This window comes from Pelagibacterium lentulum (assembly GCF_003992625.1).
GTDB classification, from domain to species: Bacteria; Pseudomonadota; Alphaproteobacteria; order Rhizobiales; family Devosiaceae; genus Pelagibacterium; species Pelagibacterium lentulum.
The window spans coordinates 227940-245572 of the sequence record NZ_RZMW01000008.1 but is presented as its reverse complement, the minus strand read 5'-3'; the positions used below and the strand labels follow the sequence as shown (position 1 = coordinate 245572).

Here is a 17633-nt window from a genome sequence, read left to right as displayed (position 1 = left end):
GGGCGCGTCATGTCTGATTTGAGTTATGTTCGTAAGGAAATGCAGCCGGAACTCCCACCGCCGACACGGACCACTGGGCCTATCGCGTGGATGCGGGAGAACCTGTTTTCCTCGCCATCCAATACTATAGGGACCATTCTGGCGCTGGTTTTTGTCGCCTGGATTGTGCCGCCGCTTTATAGCTTCCTCATTGGGAATGCAGTTTTCAGCGACCCTGAAGGGCTAAGGGGCGAGGCCTGTCGTTTCGAAGGCGTTGGCGCGTGCTGGATATTTATCCAGGGCCGCATAAACTTCTTCATCTACGGCTTTTTCCCGTTCGATGAGATTTGGCGCATAAACTTGATGTTCGCCATCGGGGTGGTGTTGCTTATTCCGCTGTTGACGCCAAAAGCGCCCTTTGTGCGGACGGCAGCGGTCCTGTTCTTCCTGGTGTACCCGTTCGTGGCGTATTGGCTGATGGCGGGCGGGACATTTCTTGGGGTGGCGCTCCGCCCGGTGCCTACGGGACAATGGGGCGGGCTGACCCTGACCTTGATCATTTCGCTGATTGGCATCATCGTTTCAATGCCGCTCGGCATTCTGCTGGCATTGGGGCGGCAATCGAAGCTGCCGATCGTCAAGACATTCTGTGTCGGATTCATCGAGCTCTGGCGCGCGGTGCCCTTGATTACGGTGTTGTTCATGGCCTCGGTCATGTTCCCGCTTTTCATGCCGCAAGGTGTTAATCCCGACACATTGCTCCGTGCCATAATCGGCATATGCTTGTTCCAGTCCGCCTATATGGCCGAAGTGGTTCGCGGCGGACTGCAGGCAATGCCGCGTGGCCAGTTTGAGGCCGCTTATGCCTTGGGGTTGAGTAAGGTGAAAACCATGGGGCTGGTCATTTTGCCCCAGGCGCTCAAGCATGTGATTCCGGGCATCGTGAACAACTTCATAGCCTTGTTCAAGGATACCTCGCTGGTCTCGATCATCGGCATTTTTGAACTTCTCAACACTGTTCGTTCCGCAGGTTCGGACGCCAATTGGTCTTCGCCCACGCACGCGGTGACCGGCTATATATTTGCCGGTTTCCTGTTCTGGGCATTCTGTTTTGCAATGTCGCGCTACTCCATCTTTATGGAAAACCGGCTGCATACCGGACATAAGAGGTAAATCGTATGTCTCTCGAACTTGACGTAGATCACCAGCCCGACCGGACCAAGATGTCCGTTTCCAAAACGGACGTCGCTGTGGAAATCGTCGGCATGAACAAATGGTATGGCGATTTCCATGTGCTGCGCGACATCAATCTGAAGGTCATGCGGGGCGAGCGTATCGTCATCGCCGGGCCCTCGGGGTCGGGCAAGTCGACACTGATCCGCTGCATCAACCGCCTGGAGGAACATCAGGACGGTCAGATTGTTGTGGACGGGATCGAGTTGACCTCCGATCTCAAACGCATCGATGAGGTGCGGCGCGAAGTGGGCATGGTGTTCCAGCACTTCAATCTGTTTCCCCATCTCACTATCCTGCAAAATCTGACGCTTGCACCAATATGGGTGCGTGGCACGCCAAAGGCCGAAGCCGAGGAAATCGCGATGAAATACCTCGAGCGGGTGAAAATACCGGAGCAGGCCAACAAGTTTCCCGGTCAGCTTTCGGGCGGGCAGCAGCAGCGCGTCGCTATCGCACGCTCGCTTTGTATGAACCCCAAGATCATGCTTTTCGATGAACCCACATCAGCGCTCGATCCGGAAATGATCAAGGAAGTGCTCGAAGTAATGGTGCAACTGGCCGAGGACGGCATGACCATGCTCTGCGTTACCCACGAAATGGGCTTTGCACGGCAGGTTGCCAATCGTGTGATCTTTATGGATCAAGGCCAGATCATTGAGCAAAACGAGCCCGAGGCATTCTTTGACAATCCGCAGCATGAACGCACCAAGTTGTTCCTGAGTCAGATACTCCATTAGAGCGTGTCCAGCAAAAGCATACCCCTGGACTCGATCTGAGGGCGGAAACGGTTTTGCGGTTCGGGCACGTTACAAAATAAGGACTTGGAGCTCGGTCTTGATTCCATCAAAACCAAAACGGCTCCAGGCTCCGATGCCCGTTTGGGGGCAAAGGCGGCGAGGCTTTGTCTCGCCGCTTTTTTGCTCGCGTGCTCCGAGTGGCTGTACAGATTCAATAAGCGGGATATGAGGGCATACTTTGCCGGACACATTCCGGTTATCGTGTCGTTACTGGAATTGTTCTGTGGCATCGCGTTGCGATGCCTTGACCGTCTTCGGTTCAATGCCAATATGCGAGATAATTTCGGAGGGATGACCGCGAAAGGTCAGCGTCGGTTTGGATTTGTTGGGTTTCATAACGCGTTGCGCTGCATCGCTTGCATTTGTTAGTGCCGGAATGTGCGCGACCTTGGGGCCTGCGGCCGCTCAAGGCGATACTGAGGCGCATGTTCCTTTCCAGTTCTCGACACTCGATACAGTCCGGGCCCGCGGATACGTGATTTGTGCCGCTTCCCGGCCAACGCCCGGCTTTGCGCAGGTGAACGCCGAGGGGCTTTGGTCCGGATTTGATGTGGACATTTGCCGTGCGGTTGCCGCCGCCGTTTTTGGCGATCCATCTCGCGTTGAATTCCGGCCATTGTCGGGCGAAAGCCGCTTCGCGCATCTTGCGCTGGGCGATGTCGACCTCGTTGTGCGCAACGCGCCTTGGACCATGACGCGGGATACGGCCTTTGGCGGCACTTATGTCGCGAACAGCTTTTATGATGGGCAGGCCTTCATGGTGCCCTCCAGTATTGGCGTGGTCTCTGCCTACGAGTTGGAAAACTTGACCGTTTGTGTAGCAAATACAGGGGAATCCCTGCGGCGCGTGCAGAGTTTCTTCTTTTCCGGCCAGGTCGCTTATGAAGAATTGCTCTACGAGGATCGCGAAGATTTGGCGGTCGCTTACCGGATCGGGCTTTGCGAAGCCATTTCCGCGCCTGCGAGCTGGCTCCACAGCATTCGCCGCACATTGCCTGAACCTGCGGCTCACCGGATCTTGCCTGAACGGTTGAGCAAGGAACCATATGGCCCGGTGGTCCGTAGCGACGATCAGCAATGGCTCGTGATCGTGCGCTGGACATTGTTCGCTATGATCAATGCGGAAGAGCTCGGAGTGACTTCGGTCAACATCGAATCTATGTTGTCTGCGCGCACACCCGGCATACGCAGGCTGTTAGGCGTTGAATTCGATGCCGGAACAGAACTCGGTCTATCCCCGACATGGATGCGTGAAGTGATCCGCGGCGTTGGGAACTATGGTGAAGTGTACGAACGCTATTTCGGCGCCAGCAGCGGTGTCCCTCTGTTGCGCGGGCAAAATGCGCTATGGACCAATGGCGGGATGCTCTTCGCTCCACCGGTCAAATGAGGGCGACTTGCCAATCGCTCACAGAACGGGGGAAAGCAGTCGGGCTCCCTGACAGGCCAGACGGAACGGAAAACTGCGGCGTGCCAGATTTTTCGTGGTCGTCAGCCGCGACGCTTCAAAATCGATCTCTAGCATCTTTTCTACGTGCGAAATTATTTCTGCGCCCGTAAACCAGAGCGTGACCTCGAAATTGATGTTGAACGAGCGATAGTCGAAATTGACCGTTCCGATCCCTGCGATTTCGTCATCGCACAGGATAACTTTCTGATGCAGAAAGCCGCCTTCGTAGCGATAGACCTTGATCCCGTGTGAAACCATTTGATCGGCGTGGGCATAGCTGGCCAGCCAGACAATGGTGTGGTCGGCCTTTTCAGGAAGTAGAATACGAACGTCCACGCCGCGGAGCGATGCGGCAAACAAGGCGGTCTGCACCTCGATACCCGGAACGAAATAGGGGCTTACGATCCACAGCCGTTTACGTGCGCGCGAAATCACCTCCGTAAAGGCTATGGCGCAGTCTTCCAGCTTGTCGGCCGGGCCGGTCGGCATCACAAGAACAGGGTTGTCTCCAGGCGTAGGAATGTCGGTTGGATAGGCCGCAGGCAAGTCCTCGCCCGTCGCCCAGTGCCAATCCTCGCGGAACATGAGCGAACACGCGAGCGCTGCAGGGCCCTCCACTTTTACATGGGTGTCGCGCCAGCGCCCGAATTTTTCTGAAAGTCCCATATATTCGTCGCCGACATTGAGGCCACCGACCCAAGCTTCGCGTCCATCGATCACGACGTTCTTACGATGGTTGCGATAATTGATGCGGGTCAGGCCATAAAGGCGCAGAAGGCGGTGTCTGTGGTTGAAAGAGTAAATCAAAACGCCATTGTCCCGCAGCCGGTTCTTGTAGCTGCGAGGCAAGGCATGACTGCCTGCATCGTCATAGAGCAGACACACTTGCACCCCGGCTTGCGCGCGTTCAATCAACGCGTCGGCAAACCTTTGGCCGAGTGCATCGTCGCGAATAATGTAGAATTGGGCAAGCACATAATCCTGCGCGCGTGAAATGCCATCAATGATCGATGCGAATGTTTCCTCGCCATCGATAAGCAAGGTTGCAGCGTTTCCGTACAAAAAGGGAAGCTCGGCGACCCGTGTAAGGACCGGCCAATCATTGCCGGTGGCATGGTCCACGATCCGGATATCTTCGGAATGGGCCATGCGCCAGGCGCGGCCCGAATGGGTCTGGGCCTCGGCGTAATCGTCAAACAGCTTCCACCCGAAGACCAGATAGATGAAAGTCGTTGGAAAGGGCAGGACAGCGAGAGAGATGAGCCACGCAATCGAGCCTTGCGAGGTGCGCGAGTTCATGATCTCACGGGCAGCGCAAACGAATGCCAGCAGGTAGTTTGCAATATAAAGCGTCGCAATGACGCTGAAATTGTCCAAAAATGCGCGGCTTACATCCACTACAAAGACTTCAAATTATTGATCCGGCTCAAGTACGCCATTGATAACAACACTGGGAGCCGCTTCCAACCATTTCGGCACCGGTAGGTCGCGCGCCCGGAGAAATTCAGGATTGAACAACTTGGACTGATAGCGGTTTCCATAGTCACACAACACGGTAACAATGGTTTTGCCCGGCCCGAGTTCCCGTGCAAGTCGAACGGCGCCCGCTATATTTATAGCCGACGAGCCGCCAAGGCACAGACCTTCCTTCTCAATCAGGTCGTAAATGTACGGAAAGGCCTCGGCGTCTGAAATCTGATAGGCATGATCCACGCTCAGATCGGCGAGATTTGCCGTGATGCGGCCCTGGCCAATACCTTCAGTGATGGAAGTGCCAGAGGACTTAAGTTCACCGTGAGCATAATAGTTGTAAAGAGCGGCGCCTTCAGGATCGGCCAAACCTATCTGTATATCCTTGTTTCGTTCTTTGAGGGCCTGTGCAACGCCGCCCAGCGTACCACCAGAACCCACCGCGCAAATAAAGCCATCAACCTTACCATCGGTCTGCTCGAAAATTTCGGGGCCGGTCGTTTCTATATGCGCTTGGCGGTTGGCAACATTATCGAACTGGTTGGCCCAAACGGCGCCGTTCGGCAATTCGCCCGCCAGCTTTTCGGCCAGCCTTCCTGACACTTTCACGTAATTGTTTGGATTCTTGTAGGGCTTGGCTGGTACCTCAAGAAGTTCGGCGCCGGCCAGCCTGATCGCGTCTTTTTTTTCCTGGCTTTGGGTTTCAGGGATAACGATCACGGTCTTGAAACCCAAGGCGTTGCCCACAAGAGCAAGGCCGATGCCGGTGTTGCCCGCAGTGCCCTCAACGATGGTGCCGCCCGCTCGGAGTTGCCCCCGTGCAATGGCGTCCCGGATAATGTAAAGCGCTGCGCGATCCTTGACCGATTGTCCCGGATTGAGGAACTCGGCTTTCCCCCAGATTTCGCACCCTGTTGCTTCCGATACAGCATTGAGCCGGATCAGTGGCGTATTGCCAATTGCGGAAGTGATATCGTGATGACGGGACATGTTCTCTGGCACTTGAATTGTTGCGGGAGAACAAATGGTAGTGTCGGCGTCCGGGCGGGACAAGCGATAACACGCTCATTCGACATGGCTTTTCCCATTCCGTAGAAGGGGCGCAAAGCGGTCGCGCAAAATGCAGTTTCGATGGAATGGCTTGCCCGGCTACGCCCTGGTGCGTGTGCCGAGCGCTTCGAGCGCCCGTTCGCGGCTGGATTTGAGGTCCACAATCGGTTTTGGGTAGCTTTTGCCAAGATTTATGCCCGCCTTTTCGAGCACGTCGTCGCGTGCATCCCAAGGATTGTGAATATATTTTGCGTCCAGTTTCTGAAGTTCTGGCACCCAGCGCCGGACATATGCGCCATCGGGATCAAATTTTTGTCCTTGGGTTACTGGGTTGAATATGCGGAAATATGGCGCGGCGTCAGCGCCGCAGCCTGCAACCCATTGCCAGCTTGCTGGATTGTTGGCTGGGTCGGCATCTACCAGCGTATCCCAGAACCATGCTTCGCCTTTGCGCCAGTCGATCAGCAGATTCTGGCTCAATAATGACGCGGTGAGCATGCGTACCCGATTGTGCATCCAGCCGGTGGCCCAAAGTTGCCGCATTCCGGCATCGATGATGGGAATGCCTGTTTGCCCCTTTTGCCAGGCTTCAAGGCTTTTCGGGGCATTGCGCCATTCAATTTCGGAAAACCTTGCCTGCATCGGCTTTGCCGCAATGTCGTCGCGGTGATAGAGCAGGTGGTAAGAAAAATCCCGCCAAGCCAGTTCAGACAGAAACTTCTGTCCTTCATCAGCAAGGCTGTGCTTGGCTTCGATAATGTGCTGAACGGCATGCCAGATCTGCCGCGGTCCAATTTCGCCAAAGCGCAAATGTGGAGAAAGGCCCGATGTGCCGTCCTCCGAAGGCAAGTCCCGCTTCTTTTGATAGGTCCGCAAGCCCTGTTCGAGGAAGCCGGCAAGCTTATCGTGTGCAGCAGTTTCCCCGATCTTCCAGTTTCCGAGCAGCCTGTCAGCCCAGTCAGGATGTGGCTCCAGTTCAATATCTTCAGCTTTGATGCGGCCATGCCCCTTAGGCGGATTGATCGGGAAGGCAATGTTCTGGCCGCGCAAATTCTTCCAGAATGGAGTGAAGACCGAAAACGACGTTCCGGATTTGGTCTTGATCTCCCACGGCTCCATCAGCAGGCTGGCGTTGAAGCTGCTTACTGCAACGCCCAGACCGCTCAGGCTTTTCTTGATGGCAGCGTCATGATCGCGTTCAGCCGGGCCATAGCGCCGGTTCCAGAATACGGCTTCGACAGAGTGCTCTTGCGTGTATGCCGCGACCGCTTCGGCGCTTTCACCATTGAAAACATCAAGCGCCACACCAAGTCTGGCAAGGTCCTTGCTCAGTAGTTTCAGGCTTTCCTTGAGCCACGCAAGAGCGGCGCCACCCATTGGCCTCAGATTGGCGTCGGCCTCGATGATGTAGATCGCTCGAACATCATCGCACTTTTCCAATGCAGCCCATAGCGCTGGATTGTCGGAGGTTCTCAGATCGTCGCGAAACCAGACCAAGCCAGAATGGGACATGAAAAACTTTTCTTTTGTTTATGCGTATCGTTCACACGCCGTCCCGCGCAAAAGGAATCTGGCGCAACGGGCAGGCACCATATTTCTCTAACGCGAAAACAGGCGCATCAGATCAAAGGTTCGGGCCAGTGCGATGCCTTGTTTCAATCGATTTGAGGGCGTATTTCCCTCGGTTGAAACAAAGGTTCAGGATACCGAATGTCAAAAGCTGCTCCCGCGCTCACGCATCTGTCTCGTCTGGAAGCCGAGAGTATCGAAATTTTCCGTGAGGTTGCGGCCAGTTTCGAGCGCCCGGTCATGATGTATTCGATCGGCAAGGATTCATCGGTCCTGCTGCATCTGGCACGCAAGGCTTTTTATCCATCTCGCATTCCATTCCCCTTGCTCCATATCGACACGACCTGGAAATTTGCCGAGATGATCGGATTCCGGGACCGGATGGCAGAGGAATACGGGTTCGAATTGCGGGTGCATACCAATCCTGAGGGCCTGGCTGCCAATATCAATCCGTTCGAGCACGGCTCTGCACGATATACCGACGTGATGAAGACCCAGGCGCTGCGTCAGGCGCTTAATGCGGGGCAATACGATGCCGCAATTGGCGGCGCCCGTCGCGATGAAGAGAAAAGCCGCGCCAAGGAGCGTGTATTCTCCCATCGCAATGCCAACCATGCGTGGGATCCCAAGAACCAGCGGCCCGAGCTTTGGCGGACATTCAATACGCGGATCAATCCGGGCGAGTCGATGCGCGTATTCCCGCTCTCGAACTGGACCGAACTCGATATCTGGACCTACATCTATTCCGAGCAGATTCCGATCGTGCCGCTCTATTTTGCCAAACCACGGCCCGTGGTCGAGCGTTCCGGCACCTTGATCATGGTCGATGACGACAGGTTGCCACTCGAGGCAGGAGAAGCCCCGCGAGAGGAAATTGTGCGGTTCAGAACCCTCGGCTGTTATCCGCTAACCGGGGCGATCCGGTCCAATGCAGGCACCTTGCCTGAGATCATAATGGAAATGCAGGCCTCTCGAACCTCCGAACGGGAAGGGCGGCTTATCGATTCCGATCAGGCCGGTTCGATGGAAAAGAAAAAACAAGAGGGGTACTTCTGATCATGAGCAGCTTGGCAGAACTGACCCCAGATACCGAGATCGACCTCTGGCTCGGCCAGCAGACCGATAAATCCCTGTTGCGTTTTCTGACCTGCGGTAGCGTGGACGATGGCAAGTCCACCCTGATCGGGCGCTTGCTTTATGACAGCCAGCTTATCCTTGACGATCAGTTGGCCAGTCTCAAGAAGGACAGCCATAATCGGCATGTGGGCGATGAGGGGATCGATTTTTCCCTTCTGGTCGATGGGCTTGTCGCCGAACGCGAACAGGGCATCACAATCGATGTGGCCTATCGCTTTTTTTCAACCGACAAGCGCAAGTTCATCGTAGCCGATACGCCGGGCCATGAGCAATATACCCGCAATATGGCGACCGGCGCCTCAAACGCGGACCTGGCACTTTTGCTCATCGACGCGCGCAAGGGCATTTTGACCCAAACACGCCGTCACAGCTTTATTCTGTCGCTTCTGGGCGTCAAGCACGTCGTGCTGGTGGTCAACAAGATCGACCTTGTGGATTACAGCGCCGAAATCTTTGAAAAGATCGAGGCTGAATATCGCGCTTTCGCCGATGGGTTGGGCTTTGAGAGCTTCGCCGCCATTCCGGTTTCGGCGCTGCGCGGCGATAACATTGTAGCGCCCAGCGAGCGCACGCCCTGGTATGGCGGACAGCCACTTTTACCCTATCTTGAGACCATCTCGGTCGAGCGCGACACATCAGAAGCGGCTTTCCGCTTTCCGGTGCAATGGGTCAATCGGCCCAATCTCGATTTCCGCGGCTTTTCCGGCACGATCGCTTCCGGCACCGTGCGTCCGGGGGACGAAGTGCTCGTTGCCGCTTCGCGCAAGCCTGCAAAGCTCAAGCGGATTGTTACGATGGATGGCGATCTCGACGTCGCAGTTGCTGGACAAGCGGTAACGCTCGTGCTGGACCGGGAAGTCGATATCTCTCGCGGCGATGTTCTGAGCCAGCCGGGCCAGACGCCGGAATTTTCCAACCAGTTTCAGGCGGAGCTTGTCTGGATGGCTGATGAGCCAGCCTATCCGGGACGTTCATATCTCTTGAAGATCGGCAGTCAGATGGTGCCGGCCACGCTGACCGATCTCAAACACAGAACCAATGTAAACACGCTGGAAAAGAGCGCAGCCAAAAGCCTTGAACTCAATGAGGTCGGCACGGTTACGCTTGCGACTGATAAACCCATCGCCTTTGATCCCTATAGCCAGAACGGGCTGACGGGCGGGTTCATTCTGATTGATCGCATCAGCAATATAACACTTGGCGCTGGAACAGTGAGCTTTGGTTTGCGCCGGGCACACAACCTCACTTATCAGTCTTTCGACGTCAATCGCGACGTGCGAGCGCAGATGAAGGGGCAGACGCCGCGCATTGTCTGGTTCACCGGACTTTCGGGTTCGGGCAAGTCCACGGTAGCCAACCTGCTTGAAAAACGCCTGACGGCCGAAGGCAAGCACGCCTATATTCTTGACGGCGACAATGTCCGGCATGGGCTAAATAAGGATCTTGGCTTTACCGATGCTGCGCGTGTTGAAAACATTCGCCGGGTTGCCGAGGTGGCCAAACTGATGGCCGATGCCGGCCTGATCGTTTTGGTTTCGTTTATTTCGCCATTTATGAACGAGCGGCGTCTGGCGCGGGAAATCGCTGGCGATGTCGAGTTTATCGAGGCATATGTCGATACCCCGCTCGAGGTCTGCGAAGCCCGCGATCCCAAAGGGCTTTACGCGCGTGCCCGCAAGGGTGAGATCAAGAACTTTACCGGTATCGATTCACCGTTTGAGGTACCCCAGCGTGCCGACATCATTCTCCATGGCGCAGATAAGTCCCCCGAGGAAATGACAGTGCAACTCTATGAGAAGCTTTTCGGCTGAGCGATTAGCCGAAAAGGTCCAGCGTTAGGGGCGCATCGTCAATTTTCTGCTTTGCCGGGCGTGGCTTGGGCTTGGCTTTCGCTGCCTGTCCTTCAGAAGGCACGAGTTCCGGTGGCTGTGCCTTTGTCGGCGGGCCTGGGTGAAAACCCTCAACCCAGTTCCCGACGGCGCGGAGTTCATCGAGTTTGATACTGTAAAAGCGCTTTTGGCGGTCTGCTCTTACAGATACCAAGCCCGCGTCCCGCAAAACCTTGAGATGCTGGGAGATCGCAGGCTGGCTGATAGACCGAAATTCCGCAACAAATGCCCCTGCGGGCAGTTCGCCCGCGCGCATCATTTCCAGCATTTTGCGCCGGGTGGGATCGGCAATGACAAAGAAAATATCCATAAGCCAGCCATTATATGGGCTTGGGGAATTGGCAAGCGCTTGCGACAGTTGATCCCGGTAATCCTGTGGAAAGTCGGCTATTCCAACAATTCGGCAAGTTCGTTCAGCGCTGCGTCCCATGCCTCTATCGAGAAGATGCGCGATTCCGGATCAGCATGCGCCGGCGCATCTTCAATCAGCGTGATTTCAGTTCGCTCGTCATCGATAGCACGAAATGTCACAGTCAGAACGGAATCGTCGGTCGTGCCGTCGTCTTCTGAATACGACCATCGCTCTACCAGCAACCTGTCAGTCTCAAATTTGAGAACAGTCCCGTTGACCACATGAACGCGACCGGGCTCGTCCTCATCTGCCGTCTCGAAGCGGAACGCTCCGCCCTCAAATGGCTCAAAGGACACTGTTTCGGCCTGCCATTGCTCGAGCAGCGCCGGATCGGTCCAGGCAGCGAACAGCATTTCGACGGGTGCATCGATCACGCGCGTGAGACTGATGCTGGTTTCCGCATGATCGCTCATCGCTTTGCTCCTGGTCAGGCGTTTGTTTTCGGCAGAAATATCGTCAATAAACCAACAGCAGGCAGAAATGAACAGAGCTGGAAGACAAACACGATACTGGTTTTATCCGCAATGATCCCCATCAACGCCGCCCCAATGGCCGCCATGCCGAATGCGAACCCGAACATGAGGCCCGCCACGAGCCCGACCTTGCCGGGAACAAGTTCCTGCGCATAAACGAGAATTGCCGAAAATGCCGACGCCATGACAAACCCAACGATTGCGGTGAGCACGAGCGCCAGTTCGAGATTGGCGTAGGGCAGGGCCAGAGCGAAGGGCAAGGGCCCCAGGATCGACACCCAGATAACCTTGAGCCGGCCGATCCTGTCCCCGACCGGGCCACCAATGAATGTTCCTGCCGCAGCAGCGGCAAGAAACACAAACAGGCCGAGTTGGGCCTGGCTGGCATCGAGTGCGAACCGGTCGATCAGAAAAAACGCATAAAAGCTCGTCATCGACGCCAGATAGACGTTCTTCGACATCACCAGCATGCCAATGACGATAAAAATGAACGTCAGACGAGTACGCGAGATCGACGGATCGCGCTTTGTCACCGGTGCAGGTTTGGACTGGCGATTATGGTCGGAATACCAGCGCCCTACGGCCCAGAGCACAAATATGGCTGTCAAGGCCACAAGCGCATACCAGGACACACTGGATTGGCCGCGAGGAATGATGATGAACGCCGCCATGAGCGGCCCGATGGCGGTGCCGATATTGCCGCCAACCTGAAACAGCGATTGCGCGAATCCCAACTTGCCACCCGAGGCAAGGCGAGCGACACGCGAGGCTTCGGGATGGAAAATTGCAGAACCTATGCCGATCAGCCCGGCAGCGAGCAAAAGGCCTGGAAAACTGTCGGCGTTGGCCAGCGTCAGCAGACCGAACAGCGTAAAGCACATCGCAATCGGCAGCGAATAGGGTTTGGGGTACTTGTCGGTATACATGCCCACCAAAGGCTGCAGCAGCGATGCGGTCAACTGGTTGACGAGCGTAATCAACCCAATCTGGGTGAAATCGAGAGCATAAAGATCCCGCAACAGCGGATAGACGGCCGGCAGGATCGCTTGCTTGAGATCGTTGAGCAGATGCGCAAAACTGACGGCAAACAGGACCCAAAGTGATTTGTTGCGAACCGCTGGAGCCGGCGCGGCTTGAGCGCTGATGGACATCAGAAAACTTCCCGAAATATCGTCGCGCTATTCCGCCGACTAATATTTTAGGTCCTAATCCTGACGCATCATCGCGTCAAGCGCTGCCGTGCCTCGTAGATCAGGTCTTGTGAGCGTCTGCTTTTATGTCGTCCGTCTGTGGCGGTTCATTGTCGATGACTTCATGGCGTGTATTCCAAAGCGAATAGAGCACGCCCGTGGCAAGTATCGAGAGTGTGACAACCAGAGAAAGGCCGGTATCGATATGCACGTCGAGTGGAACAAGGAAAATTTTGACTCCCACAAGGACGAGAATGATCGCGAGCGCGGTCTGGAGATAGCGAAAGCGCGCAAGGGCCGCCGAGAGCGCAAAAAACAGCGCCCTCAAGCCGAGAACGGCAAAGACATTTGAGGTGTAAACGATGAAAGGGTCCTGCGTGATCGCAAAGATCGCAGGCACACTGTCGACCGCAAAAATAACATCGACGATTTCGACCATAATCAACGCTACGGCAAGCGGGGTCAGAAAAAGGACCAGCTTGCCGGTTTGCGGATGGGGCTGCTCGACGAGAAACTTGGTGCCGTGAAATCGCGGTGTGATTCTGAAATGCTTGCGCAGAAATTTCAGAATTTTGTTGTTCTCGATGTCGTTATGTTGCTCGACCTTGGAGAACATTTTAACACCGGTAAAAACGAGAAACGCGCCGAAGACATAAAGTATCGGCTCGAAGCTATTGACGAGCGCGACCCCGGCACCAATCAACAAAGCTCTGAAGAACAAGACCCCGATAATGCCCCAGAACAGCACGCGATGCTGATAGACGCGCGGCACGCCGAGGAACGTAAAGATTGTTGCAATGACAAAGATGTTGTCCATCGCAAGACTCTGCTCGATGACGTAGCCGGTAAAAAATTCAAGACCGGCCTCAGGGCCGCGCACGGCCCACACCCAGCCACCGAAACAAAGCGCCAGCGCCACATAGCATCCATAAAGGATGAAGCTTTCGCGCGCGCTTATTTCTTTTTGTTCCCGGTGCAGGAAGCCGAGATCAAAGACCAGAACGGCAGTAACGATTGTGATAAAGGCAAGCCAGAACCAGGCTGGTGTCCCCAGAATCGGGGACGCGAAAAATTGCGCGAAATCTTCCATCGCCGGACCATCTCCATTTCATAGACTGGAGCAGCTCCGACATCACGAAAGGCTCAAGGGCCATCCGCCAGAGGGGCCCGGCAACTGCGCGAGCAGATATACGCCTATCGAGGCGGCAATAAAAGTGCCGATACGTAAATTGAAGTAAAATGGCTCCCCGGGCCGGTCTGCTGGAAAAACCGGATTTTGAGCCGAAGGCGGTAAAAGCCCTTTAATTACAAAAGGGTAGGGACCGCTCCCCAAATCATGTTTACACGTTGCGTGTACCTCAAGGGGTAGCTTCGGTGTACCTCTGTGTCAAGCTGACATTGCGTTACCGCGATCCAGTTACACAGCGGTTGAACTTTTGCTTTCCAGTCTGTGGACCATTATTGACCTACTCGTTATCGCTGTACCGCTCCAAAGGGTCCGGTCCATAGCGGTTATAACCTTGGGTTCCCGGTATCGAGCAAAGGACTAGGGCAAACGCCAACGTTGCAAATGCACGTACCCCATCATCGAGGACACCAATAACTACCCATAGCAGAGCCAACCATCCCGTTAGTCCAAAGTCCCGCAATCGCTGAGCTGTCAAAAAGTAACTACAAATGAAGTAAGGGACAAAGAAAAACCAAAAAATTACAACTGCGACACGGCTCGGCGCGCCGAAAAAACCGATCCCGGCGCCTACTGCTAGTAATATTCCGTTCAATATAACCAACGCTAGGATGAAACTTTTTCGGTTTCGCCTAGCAGACAAAGAAAACCATTTCTCTGTAGCAGGAAGGCTCAATATGTTCTCCGGCTAAAAATGCCATCAGCTATAGCCAAAATCAAAAACACCGGCACATACCAGAAGAAAAGAAGAGACGCTTGCAACAGTGGCCAGTCCCAGACCGTAATTGCGCCATAGACTCCCAATCCAGCGCCCAAAAGCGGAATGTACGTAACAAACAGCGCAATCATGAACGCGAAAAAACCAGTAATGGAAGTGATCGCTGAAATTCCATCCATAATAGCGAATAGCTGGACCAGCCCCACAACCAAGTATGCAATACCAAAAAAAATCTGCATCTATTGCCCCCACAGCGAGTCGACGAATCAATTTTACCTGAAGTTCGGTTGCTGGCTAGTGGAAAAACCAATAGATGCACCCTGTCTCACTCCCACGCGCTCAATATCGTGTTTGCCTTGGCAGGGTCTTGCTTGATGCGGATGACAGTCTGCCGGGTAAGCCCCGTGGCCTTGGCAATTTCACTGGTGCCGTTCGTGCCCACTTCAATCATCGATAGCACGGCATCAAGCGCCTTGCGGTCATAGCTTGGTTTGCGTCCGAGATACTTTTTCTTGTCCGCTTTGGCGGCGTCTATTCCCGCTCGCTGGCTGGCCTTGGTGGCTTCATGGTTGGCTTGTGCCGTTGCGGCCATAAAGCCGATTAGCGCGTCCCTCACGGCCATCTGAACGGGGTCTTTGGTGGCACCATCAAATGTCATGTTGTTGATGACCGTTCTAACGATCACCCCGCGTTCCATGAACTCTCTGATCGTTTTGGTCACGTCCGCATAATCGCGTCCCAGCCGGTCCACCCAGCGCACCACAAGAGTATCGCCAGTCCTAAGCATGTCGAACAGGCGTTTGCCTTCTGGTCTTTCCCTGAGCCTTGTGGAGACGCCAGAAACACCGTGATCGGAAACCACATCGTCAATGACAAACCCAGCTTGTTCCGCTTGGGTCTTCTGATGGTCTAGGGTTTGATCGGTGGTCGATACGCGGGCATAGAGAATGGTTTTCACGGCGTCCTCAGTATGTTCACATGGGTAGTGTCCATATAAATACATGTACGCAGAGTCACGTCAACCCTTACGGTCACCCTTGTGGACTCAAGGGGCGCTGTACGCAGGGCTATACCCTAACGGTCGGTGTTGGCTGGTGATCTGAAACGTCCTATCGTTCATTCGCTCTGCAAGGTTTGGGGGACATGATGAGAGATATTGGGCTGAGGCATCGTCTATTCGTGCTTTTGGAACCTCAGGCTTGGCCGCATAAAGGTCTTTCACCCCTGAACAAGTTCATCACGGCGCTGATTTGCTTTGCAGCACTAATCGCGATCTTGGAGAGCGAGGCATCGGTTCTTCAAGAGAACACTCACCTGTTTCTTGGGGTGGAAGCTGTGCTCACCATCATCTTCACGGCGGAGTACGGTGCCCGTATATGGGTCGCAGGCGAGCAAGAAAAATATCGCGGGTTGATAGGCAGGCTGCGCTACATGGCTTCGCCATCTGCGCTGATTGATCTTATGGCGCTTCTGCCGCTGCTGCTTGGACTACTAGGCAGTCAAGCATTTCTCCTTCGGCTGTTCAGGCTCTTCCGCGTCCTACGATTAGCCAAGTTGGGGCGTTTTTCGCGGGCTACTACTGCCATAATTGAAGCACTGCATGTCCGCCGATACGAGCTTCTAATGAGCGTAGTAGTTGCCGCAGTGCTGCTCCTGTTTTCCTCCACCCTGTTATACATCGTTGAGGGAGATAGCCAGCAGGATGCGTTCGGTAGCATTCCCCGTGCGATGTGGTGGTCAATTGCAACGCTTACCACTGTGGGTTATGGCGACATTGTACCAGTCACCGCCTTGGGGCGTGCCCTAGCTGGGTTCACGGCACTGTTGGGTATAGGTCTAATTGCCATGCCTACAGGTATCTTGGCTTCGGCTTTCTCGGATGCAATACAGCGGCAACGCCAGTCCGAGCAGTCGACGGAAGACGGCAAATCTGATTAAGGTCATCTACCACGCTTTTGGGGGGAGCAATGATTAGATTTACCGCATTAGCTATCGCGCTATGCCTCGCGGGCTGTGCTGCGCCATACGCACAGCGGCCCGCAGGAACGGTTCCGACTAGCACTAGCGTCAGTACCGTATCCAGCCCAGTGTTCGTTCCAAGGACGAGTTCCTATCGTCAGTATTACCGGGGACCACGCGGAGGATGCTACTATATCAATTCCAGAGGCAATCGCACGTATGTCGATAGAAGCCTGTGTCGGTAGTGCCGGGCACCTAAGCCCCAACCAGAGTGGCACTGGCAAGAAACTCAGTGCCCTTCTTGGTCAGCTTTAGCCGTTGCACCCGTGGGTCTTTAGTGTCCATCCTTCGCAGGACAAGGTTCATCCCCGGTGCGCCCTGCCTATCGAGTTTGGATAGGGCCGACACGTTACGAGAGACCGATGCCTGACTAAGCCCCGTGATTTTCATAAGTTCATTGAGACGGATGCCGGGGTAGCGAGCAATCAGTAGAAATATGGCGGCAGTCTGCATCGGCAGCATGGGCCGCTGTTCTCGGAACAGGTCTATCACTTCGATCAAACGATCAATGTCCCGGTTGTTGGGCTTGTGGTTTTCATCAGTTTTGAGTGTCATTGGAGCGTCCTTTTCCTCATATAATACAATGAGTTAATGGCAAATCAAGAGGTTATTTTGAGGAAATTCAGGGGCCACGGGGGGTATTGCGGGTCATGTAGATTGATCTTGGCGGCTCAGATTTTTTCGGTATTTTTGCCCGGTACATTTCAGCCCACCTAAGGAATCTTCATGCTTCGCCTTGTATCCATTTCGGCCGCTCTTATTCTCACAGGCTGTGCAACTTCCACCGACCCTGAGAACGCAAATATCTATGGTGGCCCCTTTGGAAACAACGTAACGGGCAATGAGCATGGCGTGATAATTGGGAACGTGTGGAACGAAATGGACGCTTTTCCTGTAGCTGAAAGATTCTGTGGTCAGTATGGGAAAGCAGCGAAACATAAGAGTACTCAAGGGTATCGAGCGTCATTCGATTGTGTGTAGCTCAGGAAGGCATCGCGCAAGTGGTTCAGCTAAGCTGGTCCTTACCCACCGGCAACACTGGAGACCCCGCTCAGTGA

General features: G+C 54.7%; 17 protein-coding genes. 6 read left to right on the top strand and 11 right to left on the bottom strand.

Translation table 11 applies throughout. The features are described 5' to 3' along the window. Positions 1-9: 9 nt before the first annotated feature. From EO133_RS02945 to EO133_RS02935, 3 genes are all read left to right on the top strand, one after another. Positions 10-1152: an amino acid ABC transporter permease gene (locus EO133_RS02945; protein ID WP_127071168.1), complete on the top strand. Its 1143-nt coding sequence runs from the start codon at positions 10-12 to the stop codon at positions 1150-1152. Between the two features lie 5 nt (positions 1153-1157). Beyond that, positions 1158-1952, top strand: coding sequence for an amino acid ABC transporter ATP-binding protein (locus tag EO133_RS02940; RefSeq protein ID WP_127071167.1), 795 nt, complete (start codon positions 1158-1160; stop codon positions 1950-1952). 436 nt (positions 1953-2388) lie between these two features. After that, positions 2389-3402, top strand: a complete 1014-nt coding sequence (locus EO133_RS02935; RefSeq protein WP_127071166.1) for an amino acid ABC transporter substrate-binding protein — start codon at positions 2389-2391, stop codon at positions 3400-3402. An 18-nt stretch (positions 3403-3420) separates the two neighbouring features. Here EO133_RS02935 and cls read toward each other — a convergent pair whose 3' ends face one another. The 3 genes from cls to EO133_RS02920 form a co-directional block, all read right to left on the bottom strand. Further along, positions 3421-4860, bottom strand: coding sequence for a cardiolipin synthase (cls, locus tag EO133_RS02930; protein WP_127071165.1), 1440 nt, complete (start codon positions 4858-4860; stop codon positions 3421-3423). 15 nt (positions 4861-4875) lie between these two features. Continuing rightward, entirely contained in the window at positions 4876-5922 is a 1047-nt protein-coding gene (locus tag EO133_RS02925; protein ID WP_127071164.1) for a cysteine synthase A, read from the bottom strand. A 159-nt stretch (positions 5923-6081) separates the two neighbouring features. Next, positions 6082-7494 (bottom strand): cryptochrome/photolyase family protein, encoded by a 1413-nt coding sequence (locus EO133_RS02920; RefSeq protein ID WP_127071163.1) that lies wholly within the window; start codon positions 7492-7494, stop codon positions 6082-6084. Between the two features lie 198 nt (positions 7495-7692). Here EO133_RS02920 and cysD point away from each other — a divergent pair, with 198 nt between their 5' ends. Both cysD and cysN read left to right on the top strand, forming a co-directional pair. After that, complete coding sequence (cysD, locus tag EO133_RS02915) at positions 7693-8607, top strand: sulfate adenylyltransferase subunit CysD (RefSeq protein ID WP_127071162.1); 915 nt, start codon at positions 7693-7695, stop codon at positions 8605-8607. Between the two features lie 2 nt (positions 8608-8609). Then, on the top strand, positions 8610-10499 hold the full coding sequence (gene cysN, locus EO133_RS02910; protein ID WP_127071161.1) for a sulfate adenylyltransferase subunit CysN: 1890 nt from the start codon (positions 8610-8612) through the stop codon (positions 10497-10499). Between the two features lie 4 nt (positions 10500-10503). Here the strand turns inward: cysN and EO133_RS02905 are convergent, their stop codons facing one another. The 7 genes from EO133_RS02905 to EO133_RS02875 all read right to left on the bottom strand — a co-directional run bounded on the left by EO133_RS02905 (position 10504) and on the right by EO133_RS02875 (position 15514). Next, on the bottom strand, positions 10504-10887 hold the full coding sequence (locus EO133_RS02905; protein WP_164734854.1) for an ArsR/SmtB family transcription factor: 384 nt from the start codon (positions 10885-10887) through the stop codon (positions 10504-10506). A gap of 77 nt (positions 10888-10964) precedes the next feature. Next, the gene (locus EO133_RS02900) at positions 10965-11402 is read right to left on the bottom strand and encodes an SRPBCC family protein (protein ID WP_127071159.1); all 438 of its coding nucleotides are present in this window, start codon (positions 11400-11402) and stop codon (positions 10965-10967) included. 14 nt (positions 11403-11416) lie between these two features. Further along, entirely contained in the window at positions 11417-12613 is a 1197-nt protein-coding gene (locus EO133_RS02895; RefSeq protein WP_127071158.1) for an MFS transporter, read from the bottom strand. A gap of 100 nt (positions 12614-12713) precedes the next feature. Next, positions 12714-13742 (bottom strand): TerC family protein, encoded by a 1029-nt coding sequence (locus tag EO133_RS02890; protein WP_127071157.1) that lies wholly within the window; start codon positions 13740-13742, stop codon positions 12714-12716. A 376-nt stretch (positions 13743-14118) separates the two neighbouring features. Next, on the bottom strand, positions 14119-14481 hold the full coding sequence (locus EO133_RS20785; protein ID WP_428372625.1) for a DUF805 domain-containing protein: 363 nt from the start codon (positions 14479-14481) through the stop codon (positions 14119-14121). A 29-nt stretch (positions 14482-14510) separates the two neighbouring features. Next, entirely contained in the window at positions 14511-14795 is a 285-nt protein-coding gene (locus EO133_RS02880; RefSeq protein ID WP_206513452.1) for a hypothetical protein, read from the bottom strand. Between the two features lie 86 nt (positions 14796-14881). Continuing rightward, the gene (locus EO133_RS02875; RefSeq protein WP_127071156.1) at positions 14882-15514 is read right to left on the bottom strand and encodes a recombinase family protein; all 633 of its coding nucleotides are present in this window, start codon (positions 15512-15514) and stop codon (positions 14882-14884) included. Between the two features lie 185 nt (positions 15515-15699). On the opposite strand from EO133_RS02875, the gene EO133_RS02870 reads away from it, so the two are divergent. After that, complete coding sequence (locus EO133_RS02870) at positions 15700-16494, top strand: potassium channel family protein (protein WP_280516116.1); 795 nt, start codon at positions 15700-15702, stop codon at positions 16492-16494. A gap of 276 nt (positions 16495-16770) precedes the next feature. Here the strand turns inward: EO133_RS02870 and EO133_RS02865 are convergent, their stop codons facing one another. Further along, a complete protein-coding gene (locus EO133_RS02865) occupies positions 16771-17130 on the bottom strand; it encodes a MarR family winged helix-turn-helix transcriptional regulator (protein ID WP_127071155.1) in 360 nt (119 codons plus the stop codon). Between the last annotated feature and the right edge of the window lie 503 nt (positions 17131-17633).